Origin of the sequence: Pseudomonas imrae (genome assembly GCF_046352735.2) — a bacterium.
GTDB classification, from domain to species: domain Bacteria; phylum Pseudomonadota; class Gammaproteobacteria; order Pseudomonadales; family Pseudomonadaceae; genus Aquipseudomonas; species Aquipseudomonas imrae.
In genome coordinates this window covers 1,630,911-1,649,552 of record NZ_CP110853.2, presented here as the reverse complement: position 1 = coordinate 1,649,552, position 18,642 = coordinate 1,630,911, and the positions used below count along the sequence as shown (strand labels likewise).

Here is an 18,642-nt window from a genome sequence, read left to right as displayed (position 1 = left end):
TTTATGAACATCGCCAGGCAGAGATCGTTCAACTCATGTCAGACGCTGATGTTGTGCCCGGCCAGGAAAGCCACGAACGCCTCCTCATCCAACACCTTCAACCCCAGCTCGCTGGCCTTGGCCAGTTTGGAACCGGCGCCCGGCCCGGCCACCACGCAATGGGTCTTCGCCGACACCGAGCCCGCCACCTTGGCACCCAGGCTTTCGAGCTTTTCCTTGGCCACGTCACGGCTCATCAGCTCAAGCGAGCCGGTGAGCACCCAGGTATGGCCGACCTCAGGCAAGCCCTCAACGGCTTTTTTCTCGCTCTGCCAATGCATGCCAAAGTCCTTGAGCTGCTGCTCAATGGCCAATGCGCGGCGGGCGTTGTCTTCGACATCGAAGAACTCACGCACGGCCTTGGCTTGCTTCTCTGCCAGGGCCTGACGCATGTCCAGCCAATCGGCCTTGATCACACCCTCCAGGGAGCCGAACTTGTCCGCCAGCTTTTGCGCTGCACCCGGCCCGACCGAAGGCACGTGCAATTTGTCGAGCAAACCGCCGAGGGTGGTACTGGCGGCGAATTCGGCGCTCAAGTCGCCCTGTTCCTGCAGCACCAACCCACATTCGTCGACAGACAACAGCGCACCAATTACCTGTTGATTATGGCTGTCCTCGAAGAAGCTATGAATCTCGTGCGCAACTTCCAGGCCCACATCCGGCAAGTAGGTCAGGACTTCCGGCAAGGCCTGCTGCACACGCTCAAGGGAGGCCAGGGAACGCGCCAGCACCTTGGCGGTTTCCTCGCCCACATCGGGAATACCCAGGGCGTAGATAAAACGCGCCAGGGTCGGGGTCTTGCTGTTTTCGATGGCAGTGATCAGCTTCTTGCTGGAGATATCGGCAAAACCTTCCAGGTCGATGATCTGCTCGTACTTGAGCTTGTACAGATCAGCCGGCGAGCCGATCAGTTTTTCATCCACTAGCTGTTCGATTGTCTTGTCACCCAGGCCATCGATGTCCATGGCCCGGCGCGACACGAAATGGATAATCGCCTGCTTGAGCTGCGCGCCACAGGCCAGACGCCCGACACAGCGGTACACCGCACCTTCGCTGACGGTTTCCTTGCCTTTGCTACGCTTGACCAGTTGCGTGCGCTCAACGTGGGAGCCACAGACCGGACAGCTCTCGGGAACGTGAACAGGCCGGGCATTTTCCGGGCGACGCTCGATGACTACCTGCACCACCTGCGGTATCACGTCGCCGGCACGGCGGATGATCACGGTATCGCCGATCATCACGCCCAGACGCGCCACTTCGTCCATGTTGTGCAGTGTCGCGTTGGACACCGTCACACCTGCCACCTTGACTGGCTTGAGGCGCGCCACCGGGGTTACGGCACCGGTGCGACCGACCTGGAATTCAACATCCAGCAACTCGGTGAGTTCTTCCAGCGCCGGGAATTTATGCGCAATCGCCCAACGCGGCTCACGCGCGCGGAAGCCCAGTTCACGCTGGGAGGCGATACTGTTGACCTTGAACACCACGCCGTCGATCTCATAGGGCAAGTTGTTACGCCGAGCCCCGATGTCACGGTAGTACTCCAGGCAATCCTCAATCCCCCTGGCCAGCTTGAGCTCATGGCTGATCGGCATGCCCCACTTCTTGAGTTGCTGCAGGTTGCCGATGTGGGTGTCGCTGATATCGGTGGTCACGCCATAGCAGCAGAACTCCAGCGGACGGCTGGCAGTGATCTTCGAGTCGAGCTGGCGCAAGCTACCGGCGGCAGCGTTGCGCGGGTTGGCAAAGGTCTTGCCGCCGACTTCCAGTTGCGTGGTGTTGAGCCGCTCGAAACCGGCCTTGGACATAAACACTTCGCCACGCACTTCCAGGATCGCCGGCCAGCCAGTGCCCTGTAGCCTGAGTGGAATATTGCGCACAGTACGCACGTTGACGCTGATGTCTTCGCCGGTCGTGCCGTCGCCACGGGTGGCACCGCGCACCAACTCGCCGTCCCGGTACAACAGGCTGACCGCCAGGCCATCGAGTTTAGGCTCGCAACTGTATTCAACGGCTGCGCCGCCGCCGAACAGATCGCCCACCGGCAGATCCAGCCCCTCGGTGACCCGGCGATCGAACTCCAGCATGGTGGCTTCATCAAAGGCATTGCCCAGGCTGAGCATCGGGATCTCGTGACGCACCTGAGTGAACGCCGACAGCGCCGCACTGCCAACACGCTGTGTCGGGGAGTCGCGGGTCACCAGGTCCGGATGCTCGGCTTCCAGCGCCTTGAGCTCGTGAAACAGCCGGTCATATTCAGCGTCCGGAATGCTCGGCTCGTCCAGGACGTGGTAACGGTAGTTGTGCTGGTCCAGTTCAGCACGCAGTTCGAGAATGCGGGTGTGGGCGGCGTTCATGGGTGTTCTCTCATAAAGCAAAAGAGCAGCCGAAGCTGCTCAATATGTAGTGCACGTATTCTATCGACAACGCTTAAGATCGAACCTCAGCGTTTCTGTGTCAGGGCACGACGCTCGAACTCGACGATGCGCTGACGGTAGTGTTCGATAGTCTGGGCGGTGAGGACGCTGCGCTGGTCGTCCTTGAGCTCGCCGTTCAGTTCCTGGGACAGTTTACGGGCTGCGGCCACCATGACGTCGAACGCTTGTTTCGGATGGCGCGGGCCTGGCAGGCCCAGGAAGAAGCTCACCGCACGGGTGCTGAAGTGATCGATATCGTCCAGGTCAAAGGTACCCGGCTTCACCGCGTTGGCCATGGAGAACAAGACTTCACCGTTGCCGGCCATGCTTTCGTGACGGTGGAATATATCCATTTCGCCGAAACGCAGACCGCTTTCCAGAATATTCTGCAACAAGGCCGGACCCTTGAAACCACTTTCGTCGCGGCAGATCACGCTGATGACCAGCACTTCCTCAGCGGCTGGATGATCCTTGGCGGACTCGCGCGAAGCGCTCTTGGACGCAGTCTCGTCCGGGAAATCATCGTCACGGCTGCTGAAACTCGGGCCTTCTTCCAGGTCAAGATTCAGGTCGCCCTGGGACGGTTCGCTCGCACCACGCTTGCCACGCTTGGAAGACGGCTCACGAGCTTCACGCACTGGCGCACTCATCGACGGCAGGTCATGCTCGTCCAGTTGCGGCTCTTTATGGGTATCCAGGACACGGGGCGGCCCAAGCAGCTCGGCGCTGTCGTCGTCCGGCAAGTTGGACAGGTTTCGGTCCAGACGGAATTTAAGCTTGCCCTTGCCGCCGCGCATACGGCGCCAGCCATCAAAAAGAATACCGGCAATCACAATAATGCCGATGACGATCAGCCACTCGCGCAGACCGATTTCCATGTAATCCCTTGCCTCTATAAAAAATGCTGAAAAATAAGGGGTTTAGCACCGTGCAAACCGCTTTAAAACGTGGCGCCAACTCTATGTTCTGAATGGCGTTTTGCCCACGCATACGAAAAATTGACATTAAACTAGCACGACCAAAGATAACTTTACACAGTTGTCGCAATTTGTGTCGATTTGCCGTCCTTCGACGGCCTGGGCCATTGCATACACCGGGTGTCAACTTGGAGCTTCAAGCTTCAAGCTCCAAGCTCCAAGCTCCAAGCCAACCTACTTGCAGCTTACCGCTTGCAACTTACCGCTCGCCGTCAGGCGTCCACCATCGCCATCGCCTCTTCGACATCCACTGCCACCAATCGCGAACACCCTGGCTCGTGCATCGTCACCCCCATCAATTGATCCGCCATTTCCATGGCGATCTTATTGTGGGTGATATAGATGAACTGCACTGTCTGGGACATCTCCTTGACTAGTCGCGCATACCGTCCAACGTTAGCGTCATCCAGCGGGGCGTCAACTTCATCGAGCATGCAAAACGGTGCCGGATTCAATTTGAAGATGGCAAATACCAGGGCCAATGCAGTCAGTGCCTTCTCGCCACCGGACAACAAATGGATGGTGCTGTTCTTCTTGCCCGGAGGCCGCGCCATGATCGTTACCCCTGTATCGAGTAGATCTTCGCCCGTCAGTTCCAAGTAAGCACTGCCACCACCGAAAACTTTCGGGAATAACGCCTGTAAACCGCCATTAATCTGATCAAAGGTATCTTTGAAGCGATTACGGGTTTCCTTGTCGATCTTGCGGATCACGTTTTCCAGGGTGTCCAGCGCCTCGACCAGATCGGCGTCCTGGGCATCCAGGTATCGCTTGCGCTCGGATTGCTGCTGGTATTCATCAATGGCCGCGAGGTTGATCGCGCCCAGTCGCTGAATGCGCGCAGCAATGCGTTCAAGTTCTTCTTCGGCTTCTTTCTCGTTGGCCTGGGCAGTCAAGGTATTGAGCACGCCATGCAGGTCGTAGCCATCTTCCAGTAGTTGGTCCTGCAGGGTTTTGCGGCGCACCGTCAGCGCCTGCCATTCCATGCGCTGCTGTTCGAGCTGGCCACGGATCAGTTGTGATTGCTGCTCGGCCTGGGTCCGGCGCTTTTCAGCGTCGCGCAATTCACGGTCGGCATCTTCCAGGGCGATCTGCGCGGTCTTGAGTTCTTCGTCGACACTCATGCGTTTGTCGAGCAACTCTTCAAGCTTGAGCCGCAGCTCTTCCAGTGGGGCTTCGCCCTCCTCCAGGTTGAGGCTCAGTTGTTCACGTTTCTCGGTCAATCGTTCCGATTGCATCTCCAGACGCTCAAGGGCCTGGCGCGTGGAGTCATGCTGCGCGCGCAGTGAGCCCAGGCGTACCGCCAACTGATGGGCATGATCCTTGTGCTGTCGCGCTTCCTGGCGCACGCGGTCCAGGCGCTCACGCAGGCTGTCGCGCTGAGCCAGCAGCAGCTCGCGTTGCTCAGTGTCGAGGGCCATGCTGTCGAGGGCGTCTTGCAGTTGCAGGCGCGCTTCGCCGACTTGCTCATGCTCCAGGGCTCGCTGCTCGCCCATCTCTGCCATTTCTTCGTCGAGACGGGTGCGACGCAAGGTCAACTGCTCGACCTTGGCCTTGCTCGCCGAGAGCTGGGCTTTCAACTCGCCTTGTTGGCGGGCTTCGTCCTGCAACAGGCGGCGCAGGTGTTCGCGGCCGGTCTCTTGCTGGCGCTGCGTGGCGCGCAGGGTTTGCAATTGGGTTTCCAGGGCTTCAAGCGTGGCTTCGCGCTCTTCCCGCTCGGCGCTCAGATTGACGATTTCCTGGCCACGGGCCAACACCCCGCTCTCAGCCTCGCTGGCGCGGCGCACCCGCAGGAAGTGCCGGCCGACCCAATAGCCATCCCGGCTGATCAGACTTTCATCAGGGCCGAGTCGAGAGCGCTGGGCCAATGCCTGCTCCAGGGTTTGCACGGGCTTGACCTGACCCAGCCACGGCGACAGATCCACCGCCGCCTCGACCTTGTCCAGCAAGCTGCCCGGGGCGCGCGCGCCATCCGCAGCAGGGCTGAGCAAGCGCAAATCACCCTGGGTAAAACCCGCGAGGTCGAAGCCGCCAAAATCATCCACCAGCACCGCTTGCAGGTCGGCGCCGAGCACGGTTTCCACCGCCAGCTCCCAACCGGCCTCGACCTTCAAGCCTTCCGCGAGGCGCGGACGCTCGGCCAACTGCTGGTCGCGCAGCCATTCAGCCGTGCCGGTGCCTGGATCCAGGGCCGCTTGCTGCAGGGCCTCAAGTGAAGCCAGGCGCCCATTAAGTCGCTGCAAATCGCCCTGTGCCTGTTGCTGGGCCTGAGTCCCTTGATGCAGTTCCTGGCGCAATTGTTCCAGGCGCTGTACTTGCTGCTCTTCGCTGGCCTCCAGCTCTTCAAGCGTCATTTCGCTTTCGGCCAGTTGTTCGCTCAGTTCCAGGATCGCCGCGTCTTCCGAGTCAGCGGCGAGCAACACGCGCTCTTCCTGCAATCGCCGCTGGCGCTCGGCCAGGCGTTCCATGCTGGTTTCCAGTTGCTGGATGCGCGACTGCTGTACCTCGGCCTGGCGACGCGGCTCGGCGGAACGCAGGTTGAAAGCGTCCCACTGTTCCTGCCAGCCATGCATGGTGGTTTCTGATTCTTCAAGTGCAGCGGCGGCTTCTTCGGCAGCGGCACTGGTGACTTCCTGCTCGGGAGTGAGCATCTCTAGCTCTTCGCCGAGGGTCAGCAGCAACGTGCGGTCGTGGCCCAGATGAGATTCGGTTTCCAGTCGCGCGCGCTCGGCTTCCTTCAGGTCGTCCTGCAACTGTCGCAACCGTTGCTGGCCGTGCTGGATGCTCTGCTCCACACGGGCAATATCGCCACCCACCGAATAGAAACGCCCCTGCACCAGATTGAAGCGCTCGGACAGGTCGTGATGGCCGTCGTGCAGGCGCTCGATGCTGGCGTCGGCATTGCGCTGCTCGGCCACCAAAGCTTCGAAGCTGATTTCCTGGGTGCCGATGATCGCTTCGCGCTGGCCGACCTGATCATTCAAGGCTTGCCAACGCAGCGCGGACAGCTGTGCCTTGAGCTGACGCTCCTCGCCCTTGTATTCCTGATACTTCTCGGCCGCCTGGGCCTGGCGGTGCAGGCGCTCCAGCTGGCGCTCCAGCTCTTCACGCAGGTCGGTCAGCCGCGCGAGGTTCTCATGGGTGCGGCGGATGCGGTTTTCGGTCTCGCGGCGGCGCTCCTTGTATTTGGAGATACCGGCCGCCTCTTCGATAAAGTTACGCAGGTCCTCGGGCTTGGCCTCGATCAGCTTGGAGATCATGCCCTGCTCGATGATCGAGTAGCTGCGCGGGCCCAGACCGGTGCCAAGAAAGATGTCGGTGATGTCCCGGCGCCGGCATTTAGTACCGTTGAGGAAGTAACTGTTCTGGCTGTCGCGGGTCACTTTGCGGCGAATGGAGATTTCCGCATAGGCCGCATACTCGCCGACCAGGGTGCCGTCGGAGTTGTCGAACACCAGTTCGATACTGGCCTGGCTCACCGGCTTGCGGCTGGTCGAGCCGTTGAAGATGACGTCGGTCATCGACTCGCCACGCAGGTTTTTCGCAGAGCTCTCGCCCATCACCCAGCGTACGGCGTCGATGATATTCGACTTGCCGCAGCCATTGGGTCCCACCACGGCCGCCATGTTACTGGGGAAGTTCACCGTGGTCGGGTCGACGAAGGATTTGAACCCCGCCAGTTTGATGCACTTGAGCCGCACGTTTAGGCATCCGCCAGGGCAGCGATAACCAATGAAGAACTGCGCTGGCAATAGGCTGACAGCACCAGGCGAATCTGCGGCAGATCACGCGCAAGCACGGCGGCGAGCAACTGTTCGAACAGCGCCAGGTACTCGCTCATGGACGCCTTGCGCTGGTCCAGCGCCAGGTAATAAGCGCGATTCATCGCCGGCTGCAGGTTCTCGACGGTTTCCTGCAAGTACGGGTTGTTGGCGAACGGATAGGCAGCGCGCATCACATTGAAGCACTCTTCGACAAAGGCGCGGATGTCCTGGCGCTCGAAGTTGCTGATCAGTCGCTGCTGGATTTGCACAAATGGCGCCATGTCTGCCTGGGTCTGCCAGCCTTCGGCGACCGCATTGCCCAGCAGGATGTACAGCTCGCTCATCAGCGTACACAGGCTCTGCACCTTGTGCGCCGTGAGTTCGGTGACATGCGCCCCACGACGCGGCAGGATCGCGATCAAGTGCCGACGCTCGAGGATCAGCAAGGCCTCGCGCACGGAACCACGGCTGACATTGAGCGCCAGCGTGACCTTCTGCTCCTGGATCCGTTCCCCAGGCTTGAGATCGCCGCGAATGATACGTTCGGCGAGGTGGTGAGCGATTTGCTCGGCAAGACTATCCGGCGCCTTGAACGTCATGTTTTTCCTTCAAAATCTTCGATCGGTACACGGGCGGCAGTGTAGCGCAATTGCCTGCCGATGGCGCACGGCAGACGCCGCTGAATTTGGCACGCAATAAGCAAGCGCCAACGGCCAGGAGCCAGTGAAAACGGCGGTTCCAAAGATCTGAACCATAATCAAAGGTGTTGAAATCGGATTTTCTTGACCTTCCGGTCAGAAAATCATTGACCGAAAAGTCAGACATGACTAGATTCGGCGCAAAGCGGTTAACAACAATAATGAGTCTGCGAGGCCTTCCGTGATCCAGTTTTTACTCAACCAGGAGCTCCGCAGCGAGCATGACCTGGACCCGAACCTGACTGTGCTCAATTACTTGCGTGAGCACGTGGGAAAATCCGGTACCAAGGAAGGCTGCGCCAGCGGTGACTGTGGCGCCTGCACCGTGGTGGTCGGCGAACTGCACACCGATGACCGGGGCCTGGAGCAGATTCGCTATCGCAGCCTCAACTCCTGCCTGACTTTTGTCTCATCCCTGCACGGCAAACAGCTGATCAGTGTCGAAGACCTCAAGCATCAGGGTCAACTGCACAGCGTGCAACAGGCCATGGTCGAGTGCCACGGCTCGCAATGCGGCTTCTGCACTCCCGGCTTTGTGATGTCGTTGTTCGCCCTGCAAAAGAACAGCGACGCGCCAGACAGTGCCAAGGCCCACGAAGCGCTGGCGGGTAACCTGTGCCGTTGCACCGGTTATCGGCCGATCCTGGCCGCCGCCGAACAGGCCTGCTGCAACAAGCCCCAGGACCAGTTCGACAGCCGCCAGGGCGAAACCATTGCCCGGCTCAAGTCCATTGCCCCGACACAGACCGGCGAGTTGAACAGCGGTGACAAACGCTGCCTGGTGCCATTGACCGTCGCCGACCTGGCCGATCTCTATGACGCCTATCCGCAAGCCCGCCTTTTGGCTGGCGGCACCGACCTGGCGCTGGAAGTCACACAGTTCCACCGCGTGCTGCCGGTGATGATCTATGTGGGCAATATCGAAGAGATGAAGCGCATCGAGAGCTTTGACGACCGCCTGGAGATCGGCGCCGCCACCCCGCTGTCCGACTGCTACGCCGCGCTGAACCATCAATACCCGGACTTCGGCGAACTGCTGCACCGCTTCGCGTCCCTGCAAATCCGCAACCAGGGCACCCTCGGCGGCAACATCGGCAACGCCTCGCCCATTGGCGACTCACCACCCTTGCTGATCGCGCTGGGTGCGCAGATCGTGTTGTGCAAAGGTGAAACCCGCCGCACCCTGGCGCTGGAAGATTACTTTATCGACTACCGCGTCACGGCTCGCCAGGACAGTGAATTCATCGAAAAAATCATCGTACCAAAGGGCGTACCGCTGTTTCGCGCGTACAAAGTTTCCAAGCGCCTGGACGATGATATTTCCGCCGTCTGCGCGGCCTTCAACCTGCGACTCGAGAACGGTGTGATTGCTGATGCACGTATCGCGTTCGGAGGCATGGCCGCCATTCCCAAACGCGCCAAACACTGTGAAAGCGCCTTGATCGGCAGCGTATGGAACCTCGCCGCCGTGGAAAAAGCCTGCGCCGCACTGGCCGAGGACTTCACCCCGCTGTCGGACTTTCGCGCCAGCAAGGAATATCGCCTGCTTAGCGCACAAAACCTGCTGCGCAAATACTTTATCGAACTGCAAACACCGCACATCGAGACTCGGGTGACCGCTTATGTCTAACCATCACTGCGTGGAAAAAACTCAAGCCGAACTTGCCGAGCTGTTTGCCAGGGACCTGACCTCCGGCGTCGGTCGCAGCGTCAAGCATGACAGCGCGGCCAAGCATGTGTCGGGCGAAGCCCAGTACATCGACGATCGCCTGGAATTCCCCAACCAGCTACATCTGTATGCGCGCCTCTCAGACCGCGCCCACGCAAAAATCCTCAGCATCGATACCACCCCGTGCTACGCCTTCGACGGAGTGCGCATCGTCATCACGCATGAAGATGTGCCTGGCCTGAAAGACATTGGTCCATTGCTGCCGGGTGATCCGCTGCTGGCTATCGACGATGTGCAATTTGTCGGCCAACCGGTGCTCGCCGTCGCCGCCCGTGACCTGGAGACCGCGCGCAAAGCCGCGATGGCTGCGGTGATCGAGTACGAAGACCTGGAACCGGTACTGGATGTGGTCGAGGCCTTGCGCAAACGCCACTTTGTGCTCGACAGCCATACCCATCAGCGTGGTGATTCAGCCGGTGCCCTGGCTACGGCCAAGCACCGTATCCAGGGTTCGCTGCACATCGGCGGCCAGGAACATTTCTATCTCGAAACGCAGATTTCCTCGGTGATGCCCACCGAAGATGGCGGCATGATTGTTTATTGCTCCACGCAGAACCCCACCGAAGTGCAAAAGCTGGTGGCCGAAGTGCTGGACGTGTCGATGAACAAGATCGTGGTCGACATGCGCCGCATGGGCGGTGGTTTTGGCGGCAAGGAAACCCAGGCGGCAAGCCCGGCGTGCCTGTGTGCGGTGGTCGCGCACCTCACCGGGCAACCGACCAAGATGCGCCTGCCACGGGTCGAAGACATGCTGATGACCGGCAAGCGCCACCCCTTCTATATCGAATACGACGTGGGCTTCGACGACAGCGGGCGCCTGCACGGTATCCAGCTGGAACTGGCGGGCAACTGCGGCTGCTCGCCGGATCTATCGGCATCGATTGTCGACCGTGCCATGTTCCACTCCGACAACTCGTATTACCTGGGTGACGCCACGATCAACGGCCATCGCTGCAAGACCAACACAGCATCCAACACTGCCTATCGAGGCTTTGGCGGCCCCCAGGGCATGGTCGCCATCGAAGAGGTAATGGACGCCATCGCCCGCCACCTGGGCCAAGACCCGCTGGCAGTGCGCAAGGCCAACTACTACGGCAAGACCGAGCGCAACGTTACTCACTACTACCAGACTGTCGAGCACAACATGCTCGAGGAAATGACCGCTGAACTTGAGGCCAGCAGCCAATATGCCGAGCGTCGCGAAACCATCCGACGCTATAACGCCAACAGCCCGATCCTGAAAAAAGGCCTGGCGCTGACGCCGGTGAAGTTCGGCATTTCCTTTACCGCCAGCTTTCTCAACCAGGCCGGCGCCTTGATCCATATCTACACCGACGGCAGCATCCACTTGAACCACGGCGGCACCGAGATGGGCCAGGGTTTGAACACCAAGGTCGCGCAGGTTGTGGCCGAAGTGTTCCAGGTGGAAATAGACCGGGTGCAGATCACCGCCACCAACACCGACAAAGTGCCCAACACCTCGCCAACCGCCGCCTCCAGCGGTGCCGACCTGAACGGTAAAGCAGCACAGAACGCCGCTGAAATCATCAAGCAACGCCTGGTGGAGTTTGCCGCCCGCAAGTTTGAAGTCAGTGAAGCCGACGTGGAATTCCACAACGGTCATGTGCGAGTTCGCGACCAGATCCTCACCTTCGAAGCGCTGATCCAGCAGGCATATTTTGCCCAGGTGTCGCTGTCCAGCACCGGCTTCTACAAAACCCCGAAAATCTTCTATGACCGCAGCCAGGCGCGGGGCCGGCCGTTCTATTACTTCGCGTTCGGCGCAGCCTGTTGCGAAGTGATCGTCGACACCCTGACCGGCGAATACAAGATGCTGCGCACCGATATCCTCCACGATGTGGGCGCCTCGCTGAACCCGGCCATCGACATCGGCCAGGTCGAGGGCGGCTTTATCCAGGGCATGGGTTGGTTGACCATGGAAGAGCTGGTCTGGAACAACAAGGGCAAGTTGATGACCAACGGCCCGGCCAGCTACAAGATCCCGGCGGTGGCCGACATGCCGTTGGATCTGCGGGTAAAGTTGGTGGAAAACCGCAAGAACCCGGAAGACACGGTATTTCACTCCAAGGCCGTGGGCGAACCTCCGTTCATGCTAGGAATTGCCTCGTGGTGCGCGATCAAGGATGCCGTGGCAAGCCTGGGCGACTATCGCCATCAGCCGAAGATTGACGCACCCGCGACGCCGGAACGGGTGTTGTGGGGCTGTGAGCAGATGCGTCAGTTGCAGGCCGCGAAAGCAGTTGAGGCTGAAACCGAAATGGCTCCGCTCTAGAACCGAGGTGCTGCCATCGCAGGCAAGCCAGCTCCCACATCTGACGGTGTTCACAGGTCAAAATATGGGAGTGGGCTTGCCCGCGATGACAGCCTGACAGGCAACAGAAATGTTGAGGTAGACATGAACAACTGGATCAGCGCCCTCGCCGACCTGCAACACCAGGGTGAACCCTGCGTGCTGGTGACCATCATCGAAGAGCTGGGCTCCACGCCGCGCAATGCCGGCTCGAAGATGGTGATCAGTGCGGCGCATACCTTCGACACCATCGGCGGCGGACATCTGGAATACAAGGCAATGCAGATCGCCCGCGACATGCTCGCCCGTGGCCAGCAAAACACCCATCTGGAGCGCTTCAGCCTGGGCGCCAGCCTCGGCCAGTGCTGTGGCGGAGTGACCGTGCTGTTGTTCGAACCCATGGGCCAGGTCCAGGCGCAGATCGCCGTGTTCGGCGCAGGCCATGTCGGCCGCGCGCTGGTGCCGCTGTTGGCCAGCCTGCCTTGCCGTGTGCGCTGGATCGACTCCCGGGAGCAGGAATTCCCGGCGCATATCCCCCAAGGTGTGCGTAAAATTGTCAGCGAAGAGCCGGTGGATGAAATCGATAACTTGCCCACCGGCAGTTATTGCATCGTCATGACCCATAATCATCAGCTCGACCTCGAGCTGACCGCCGCGCTGCTCAAGCGCAACGACTTCGCCTACTTCGGCCTGATCGGCTCGAAGACCAAGCGCGTCAAGTTCGAGCACCGCCTGCGTGAACGCGGCTTCGACGCCACGTGCCTGCAACGCATGCGTTGCCCGATGGGGCTGACCGAAGTCAAAGGCAAGTTGCCTGTGGAAATCGCCATCTCCATCGCCGGCGAAATCATCGCCCTCTATAACGCCAACTTCGGCCAGCAGACTGCAAGTGCCGAACCGATTGCCAAGTTACTGCCGGCCTCGCGCCGCAGCCAAGCCGCCAACCAAGCCGCCAAGAATTGAGACGACCATGCCTTTGACTCGCAAAGCCTACCGCGCCGCCATTTTGCACAGCATTGCCGACCCCGCCGAAGTGGGCATCGAAGCCTCCTATGAGTACTTCGAGGACGGCCTGCTCGTAATCGACAATGGCCAGATCAGTGCCTTGGGCCATGCCAGCCAATTGCTGCCAACGCTGGCCGCCGACATCGAGATCACCCACTACCCGGATGCGCTGATCACTCCCGGACTGATCGACACCCACATCCATTTGCCGCAAACCGGCATGGTCGGGGCTTATGGTGAGCAATTGCTGGACTGGCTCAACACCTACACCTTCCCGTGTGAAAGCCAGTTCGCTGACAAAGCTCACGCCGAAGAAGTCGCGGATATTTTCATCAAGGAACTGTTGCGCAACGGCACTACCACCGCGCTGGTGTTTGGCAGTGTGCATCCCCAATCGGTGAACTCGTTTTTCGAAGCCGCAGAGAAACTCGATCTGCGGATGATCGCCGGTAAAGTCATGATGGACCGCAACGCGCCGGACTATCTGACCGATACCGCCGAATCCGGCTATCAGGAAAGCAAAATGCTGATTGAACGCTGGCACGGCAAGGGCCGCTTGCACTACGCGGTAACGCCGCGTTTCGCCCCCACCAGCACCCCTGAACAGTTGACCCTTGCCGGGCAATTGCTCGGTGAGTACCCGGACCTGTACATGCAGACCCACATCAGTGAGAACCTGCAGGAAGTGGAGTGGGTCAAGGAGCTGTTCCCGGAGCGCAGCGGTTACCTGGATGTATACGACCATTACAAACTGCTGGGGGAGCGCTCGGTGTTCGCCCACGGTGTCCATCTGTGTGACGACGAATGCGCGCGCCTGGCAGAAACCGGCTCAGCGGTTGCGTTCTGCCCGACTTCGAACTTCTTCCTCGGCAGCGGCCTGTTCAACCTGCCAATGGCGGAAAAGCACAAGCTTAACGTCGGCCTGGGCACCGATGTCGGAGGCGGGACCAGTTTCTCGCTGCTACAGACGCTGAACGAAGCTTACAAAGTGATGCAATTGCAGGGCGCGCGGCTGAGCCCGTTCAAGTCGCTGTACCTGGCCACCCTCGGCGGCGCACGGGCACTGCGTCTGGAAGACAAGGTCGGCACCCTGCAGCCGGGCACCGATGCGGACTTCCTGGTGCTGGACTACCACGCCACGCCACTGCTCAGCTATCGCCTGAAACAGGCGAAGAACATTGCCGAGACGTTGTTTGTATTGATGACACTGGGGGATGATCGGACGGTGCTGCAAACCTATGCCGCAGGTCAGTTGGTCCATCAACGCTGAGCTTAAACCCGACACAAACAAATGTGGGAGCGGGCTTGCTCGCGATAGCGTTGGGTCAGTCACTTTATGTGTGCCTGATACACCGCATCGCGATCAAGCCCGCTCCCACATTTTTTGGTCGGTTTACAACTTGATCGGGGAGCGTCCCGGCTTCTTGGTCTGCAACAAATGCGAGAACACCGCATGCAGGTCGTCCGACGCGCTTTCCTCGTCGAGGTTGAGCTTGCTGTCGATATGATCCATGTGATGCATCATCAGGTTCACGGCCAATGTCGAATCCCGCGCCTCGATCGCATCGATCAACTGGGTGTGCTCGTCGTAGGAGCAATGTGAGCGATTGCCGCTTTCATATTGGGCAATGATCAACGAGGTCTGGGACACCAGGCTGCGCTGGAAACTGATCAGCGGTGCATTCTTCGCCGCCTCGGCCAGCTTGAGGTGGAACTCGCCGGAAAGGCGGATACCGGCGCCGCGATCGCCACGGGAAAAACTGTCGCGCTCGTCATTGACCATCTGCCGCAACTGGAGCAGTTCCTCGGCCGTCGCATGCTGCACGGCCAACTCGGTAATCGCCCGTTCCACCAGGCGCCGCGCCATGAACACCTGGCGAGCTTCCTCGACACTCGGGCTCGCGACCACGGCTCCACGGTTGGGCCGCAGCAGTACCACGCCTTCATGGGCCAAGCGCGATAGCGCCCGGCGAATAATGGTGCGGCTGACGCCGAAGATCTCGCCCAGCGCTTCTTCACTCAATTTGGTACCGGGCGCAAGGCGTTGCTCAAGGATCGCCTCGAAAATATGCGCGTAGACGATATCGTCCTGGGTTCCACTGCGACCGGCCTTACCGGCCCGCGGTTGTTTCTTGAGGGGTTGCAACTGTTCGTTCATGGGCACTCGGGTCGGGAGAACGGCGGAGAATTGGCATTGACTGTCATACGGTACAGCAGGTCGCTGGCAAGTATCGCGTAAAAACAGCGCATATTGTACACAACCCGTTGCGCCAACACACTGTACGGCTGTTTGCGCGGTCGGCTGTATTGCAATGAACAGTTACGTTTGAGTTTAGGCTTGAATCTGTAATTTCCCAGGTAAAAGGAAAACCGCCCCATGTCCGACGCGACACAGTTGCCTCTGCGCCCATTGGCCGACACCTCCCCTTCGGCCATCGTCGCCGGTTTCATTGCCATGATGACTGGCTACACCAGCTCCCTGGTGCTGATGTTTCAGGCCGGCCAGGCTGCGGGCCTGACCACCGGGCAGATTTCCTCGTGGATCTGGGCAATTTCCATTGGCATGGCGGTCTGCAGCATCGGCCTGTCGTTGCGCTATCGCACGCCGATCACGATTGCCTGGTCGACCCCCGGCGCGGCACTCCTGATCACCAGCCTGGGTGGCGTCAGTTATGGCGAAGCCATCGGCGCCTACATTACCTGCGCAGTGCTGGTCACAATCTGCGGGCTGACCGGCAGCTTCGAAAAACTGGTCAAGCGCATCCCGGCGTCACTGGCGGCGGCCTTGCTGGCAGGGATTCTGTTCAAGATCGGCAGCGAAATATTCGTCGCCGCGCAACACCGCACAGCGTTGGTGCTGGGGATGTTTTTCACCTACCTGATCGTCAAGCGCCTGTCACCACGCTATGCCGTGCTGGCGGCACTGTTGATCGGTACAGCTCTGTCTGGCCTGATGGGGCTGCTGGATTTCAGCGGTTTTCACCTGGAAGTCGCGACCCCTGTCTGGACCACACCGCACTTTTCCCTGGCCGCGACCATCAGTATCGGCATTCCACTGTTCGTGGTGGCGATGACCTCGCAGAACATGCCGGGGGTCGCGGTACTGCGCGCCGACGGCTACAACGTTCCGGCCTCGCCACTGATCACCGCCACCGGCCTTGCCTCGCTGGTACTGGCACCCTTCGGTTCCCACGGCATCAACCTGGCGGCCATCAGTGCAGCGATCTGTACCGGTCCTAATGCCCACGAAGACCGTAACAAGCGCTACACCGCAGCGGTCTGGTGCGGGATTTTCTATGGGGTTGCCGGTGTCTTCGGCGCGACATTGGCGGCGTTGTTCGCAGCCTTGCCCAAGGAACTGGTGCTGTCGATTGCGGCGCTGGCGTTGTTTGGCTCGATCATCAATGGCTTGAGCATCGCCATGAATGAGCCCAAGGAGCGGGAAGCGGCGCTGATCACCTTTATGGTCACGGCATCGGGTCTGACGCTGTTTTCCATCGGTTCGGCGTTCTGGGGAATTGTCGCGGGGGTATTGACGCTGGTGATCTTGAACTGGCGCAAGGCCTGATTCTTTCTACCCTGAAACGAAACAGCGACCCTTTCGGGTCGCTGTTTCAGCGCATCAGGCTACCGGATTGATCGGCTTTTCCGGGTACCAGACGTCCATCAACGGGCTGGCGTCAACGCTTTTCAACTCGCTACGGCCCTTGAGCCAGCTTTCAACAGCTACACGCTGCTCTTCGCTGACCGAACCGCGCTTCTGCAGGCAAACCAGACCGTAGTCATCGCCGCCAACATAGCCAAGGCCATTGGCCTCCATCGCTTCTTTGAGGAATGCGTCGAGGAAAGCGTCAATAGCCTTGTCGTCCAAACCTTCTACGAAGTCCAGGTTCAGTTCGAAACCCAGCTCTTGAAATTCATCAACGCACAGTTTTTTGCGCAGACGCTGGGAACGGTTAGTCGCCATTGGAACAATCCTCATAAGTAATAACGGGCGGCACTTTAGCAGTTTAAGGCGACGTTTGCCCGACTGTCTGGGACAGGCGGCAGATTACCTGTAAAAAAACACCGATTACAGGCTATGGTTCAGCTACAAGTGGCTGCGCCTTGGGGCATAATGCCGACACTTTCATGACCATTGAGGGATTTTTCTTATTTACCCCTCACCTTTTTCACCCTCCTCAGCAGTAGGGTTTTACTTCTTATGATCAAATCTTTGCGTCCATTGTTACTTGCCAGTGTTCTTTTCCCCCTGGCCCTCTCCGTTACCGCTGCCCCCATCAACACCAGCCTGCCACCCAAGGTGCAGGAATCCTTGAAAAAGGCCAAGCTGCAAAACGACGCCTTGTCCCTGGTAATGATCCCGCTAACGGGTCCGGGCACACCTACCGTCTTCAATGCCGACGTCTCGGTGAACCCAGCTTCCACCATGAAACTGCTCACCACCTACGCAGCCCTGGAAATGCTCGGCCCCAACCACCAGTGGAAAACCGAGTTTTATACCGACGGCACTCTCAGTGGCGGGGTCTTGCGCGGCAACCTGTACCTCAAGGGCGGCGGCGATCCCAAGCTGAACATGGAAAAACTCTGGCTGCTGATGCGCGACCTGCGGGCCAATGGCGTGCAACAAGTCACCGGCGACCTGGTGCTGGATCGCAGCTTCTTCATCCAGCCGCAACTGCCGGCATTCAATGACGATGGTAACGACGCCAACAAGCCTTTCCTGGTCAAACCTGACGCCTTGCTGGTCAACCTCAAGGCCTTGCGTTTCGTAACTCGCAATGATTCTGGCCGCGTGCTGGTCTCGGTGGAGCCGCCCATTGCCAGTATTCGTATCGACAATCAGGTCAAGCCAACCAACGCCAAGCAATGCACCGGTGACGTGCGCTACAACCCGGTCACCGCCGCCGATGGCAGCGTGACCGTCACCGTCAGCGGCCAGTTGGGTGATGGCTGCAGTTCGCAGACCTACCTGTCACTGCTGGATCACGCCACTTATACCGCCGGCGCTGTCCGGGCGATCTGGAAAGAACTGGGTGGCAATATCCAGGGCCGCGACTTGCTGGCACCTGTGCCAAAAAACGCCAAGGTCCTGGCTCGTGCCTTCTCCCCGGATCTGGCAGAGATCATTCGCGACATCAACAAATACAGTAATAACACCATGGCCCAACAGTTATTCCTGAGCCTGGGCGCGCAATACCGTACGGACGCCGACGGCGACGATGCCAAGGCGGCCCAGCGGGTCATCCGCCAATGGCTGGCGAAAAAAGGCATCACCGCACCGCACCTTGTGATGGAGAACGGCTCGGGCCTGTCCCGTGCCGAACGTGTGAGCGCGCGCGAAATGGCGAGCATGTTGCAAGCCGCGTGGAGAAGCCCCTATTCGGCAGAATTTATCAGCTCGATGCCGATTGCCGGCAGCGACGGCACCATGCGCCGACGCCTGAAAACCACAGCCTTGCGCGGTGAGGCCCACGTCAAGACGGGCACGTTGAATAACGTGCGGGCTATTGCCGGCTACAGCCGCGACAACAACGGCAACACCTGGGCGGTGGTGGCAATCCTCAACGATCCAAAGCCTTGGGGCGCCTCGTCGGTACTCGATCAAGTGCTGCTGGACCTGTACCGCCAGCCGAAACTGGCGGCTGTGCCCATTCTGTAAACCATTGGACGCCGGCCTTGAACCTTGCCCGGAACGAGCA

The 18,642-nt window shown here is 59.6% G+C and carries 13 protein-coding genes; 6 read left to right on the top strand and 7 right to left on the bottom strand.

Annotation, left to right across the window (positions count from 1 at the left end):
• Positions 1–38: 38 nt before the first annotated feature.
• From ligA to OQ460_RS07560, 5 genes are all read right to left on the bottom strand, one after another.
• The gene (gene ligA, locus OQ460_RS07580; protein WP_410021229.1) at positions 39–2,396 is read right to left on the bottom strand and encodes an NAD-dependent DNA ligase LigA; all 2,358 of its coding nucleotides are present in this window, start codon (positions 2,394–2,396) and stop codon (positions 39–41) included.
• A gap of 86 nt (positions 2,397–2,482) precedes the next feature.
• Entirely contained in the window at positions 2,483–3,334 is an 852-nt protein-coding gene (zipA, locus tag OQ460_RS07575; protein WP_410021228.1) for a cell division protein ZipA, read from the bottom strand.
• 311 nt (positions 3,335–3,645) lie between these two features.
• Positions 3,646–7,134 carry a chromosome segregation protein SMC gene (smc, locus tag OQ460_RS07570; protein ID WP_410021227.1) on the bottom strand — a complete coding sequence of 1,163 codons (3,489 nt, stop codon included), beginning with the start codon at positions 7,132–7,134 and terminating at the stop codon, positions 3,646–3,648.
• A gap of 2 nt (positions 7,135–7,136) precedes the next feature.
• Entirely contained in the window at positions 7,137–7,796 is a 660-nt protein-coding gene (locus OQ460_RS07565; protein WP_410021226.1) for a GntR family transcriptional regulator, read from the bottom strand.
• The gene (locus OQ460_RS07560; protein ID WP_410021225.1) at positions 7,774–8,022 is read right to left on the bottom strand and encodes a hypothetical protein; all 249 of its coding nucleotides are present in this window, start codon (positions 8,020–8,022) and stop codon (positions 7,774–7,776) included. The genes OQ460_RS07565 and OQ460_RS07560 overlap by 23 nt, the downstream gene beginning before the upstream one ends.
• A 54-nt stretch (positions 8,023–8,076) precedes the next feature.
• Between OQ460_RS07560 and xdhA the strand changes: the two genes are divergently transcribed.
• The 4 genes from xdhA to guaD all read left to right on the top strand — a co-directional run bounded on the left by xdhA (position 8,077) and on the right by guaD (position 14,210).
• Positions 8,077–9,525 (top strand): xanthine dehydrogenase small subunit, encoded by a 1,449-nt coding sequence (gene xdhA, locus OQ460_RS07555; RefSeq protein ID WP_410021224.1) that lies wholly within the window; start codon positions 8,077–8,079, stop codon positions 9,523–9,525.
• A complete protein-coding gene (xdhB, locus tag OQ460_RS07550) occupies positions 9,518–11,917 on the top strand; it encodes a xanthine dehydrogenase molybdopterin binding subunit (protein WP_410021223.1) in 2,400 nt (799 codons plus the stop codon). Before xdhA ends, xdhB begins: the two co-directional genes overlap by 8 nt.
• Positions 11,918–12,040: 123 nt before the next feature.
• Positions 12,041–12,898, top strand: coding sequence for a xanthine dehydrogenase accessory protein XdhC (xdhC, locus tag OQ460_RS07545; RefSeq protein ID WP_410021222.1), 858 nt, complete (start codon positions 12,041–12,043; stop codon positions 12,896–12,898).
• Positions 12,899–12,905: 7 nt separating this feature from the next.
• Positions 12,906–14,210 (top strand): guanine deaminase, encoded by a 1,305-nt coding sequence (gene guaD / locus OQ460_RS07540; protein WP_410021221.1) that lies wholly within the window; start codon positions 12,906–12,908, stop codon positions 14,208–14,210.
• 123 nt (positions 14,211–14,333) lie between these two features.
• On the opposite strand, the gene OQ460_RS07535 is transcribed toward guaD, so the two are convergent.
• Positions 14,334–15,098, bottom strand: a complete 765-nt coding sequence (locus OQ460_RS07535; protein ID WP_410021220.1) for a GntR family transcriptional regulator — start codon at positions 15,096–15,098, stop codon at positions 14,334–14,336.
• Between the two features lie 219 nt (positions 15,099–15,317).
• Here OQ460_RS07535 and OQ460_RS07530 point away from each other — a divergent pair, with 219 nt between their 5' ends.
• Positions 15,318–16,508 carry a benzoate/H(+) symporter BenE family transporter gene (locus tag OQ460_RS07530; RefSeq protein ID WP_410021219.1) on the top strand — a complete coding sequence of 397 codons (1,191 nt, stop codon included), beginning with the start codon at positions 15,318–15,320 and terminating at the stop codon, positions 16,506–16,508.
• A 54-nt stretch (positions 16,509–16,562) separates the two neighbouring features.
• Here OQ460_RS07530 and OQ460_RS07525 read toward each other — a convergent pair whose 3' ends face one another.
• The gene (locus OQ460_RS07525; protein WP_410021218.1) at positions 16,563–16,907 is read right to left on the bottom strand and encodes a YggL family protein; all 345 of its coding nucleotides are present in this window, start codon (positions 16,905–16,907) and stop codon (positions 16,563–16,565) included.
• A gap of 237 nt (positions 16,908–17,144) precedes the next feature.
• Here OQ460_RS07525 and dacB point away from each other — a divergent pair, with 237 nt between their 5' ends.
• Positions 17,145–18,602 (top strand): D-alanyl-D-alanine carboxypeptidase/D-alanyl-D-alanine endopeptidase, encoded by a 1,458-nt coding sequence (gene dacB, locus OQ460_RS07520; RefSeq protein ID WP_410021217.1) that lies wholly within the window; start codon positions 17,145–17,147, stop codon positions 18,600–18,602.
• Positions 18,603–18,642 lie beyond the last annotated feature (40 nt).

Excerpts from the sequence above, each read along its gene's own strand:
- ligA (WP_410021229.1), bottom strand. The coding sequence starts at position 2,396 with ATGAACGCCGCCCACACCCGCATTCTCGAACTGCGTGCTGAACTGGAC.
- zipA (WP_410021228.1), bottom strand. The coding sequence starts at position 3,334 with ATGGAAATCGGTCTGCGCGAGTGGCTGATCGTCATCGGCATTATTGTG.
- OQ460_RS07565 (WP_410021226.1), bottom strand. The coding sequence starts at position 7,796 with ATGACGTTCAAGGCGCCGGATAGTCTTGCCGAGCAAATCGCTCACCAC.
- OQ460_RS07560 (WP_410021225.1), bottom strand. The coding sequence starts at position 8,022 with ATGTCTGACTTTTCGGTCAATGATTTTCTGACCGGAAGGTCAAGAAAA.
- xdhB (WP_410021223.1), top strand. The coding sequence starts at position 9,518 with ATGTCTAACCATCACTGCGTGGAAAAAACTCAAGCCGAACTTGCCGAG.
- xdhC (WP_410021222.1), top strand. The coding sequence starts at position 12,041 with ATGAACAACTGGATCAGCGCCCTCGCCGACCTGCAACACCAGGGTGAA.
- guaD (WP_410021221.1), top strand. The coding sequence starts at position 12,906 with ATGCCTTTGACTCGCAAAGCCTACCGCGCCGCCATTTTGCACAGCATT.
- OQ460_RS07535 (WP_410021220.1), bottom strand. The coding sequence starts at position 15,098 with ATGAACGAACAGTTGCAACCCCTCAAGAAACAACCGCGGGCCGGTAAG.
- OQ460_RS07530 (WP_410021219.1), top strand. The coding sequence starts at position 15,318 with ATGTCCGACGCGACACAGTTGCCTCTGCGCCCATTGGCCGACACCTCC.
- OQ460_RS07525 (WP_410021218.1), bottom strand. The coding sequence starts at position 16,907 with ATGGCGACTAACCGTTCCCAGCGTCTGCGCAAAAAACTGTGCGTTGAT.
- dacB (WP_410021217.1), top strand. The coding sequence starts at position 17,145 with ATGATCAAATCTTTGCGTCCATTGTTACTTGCCAGTGTTCTTTTCCCC.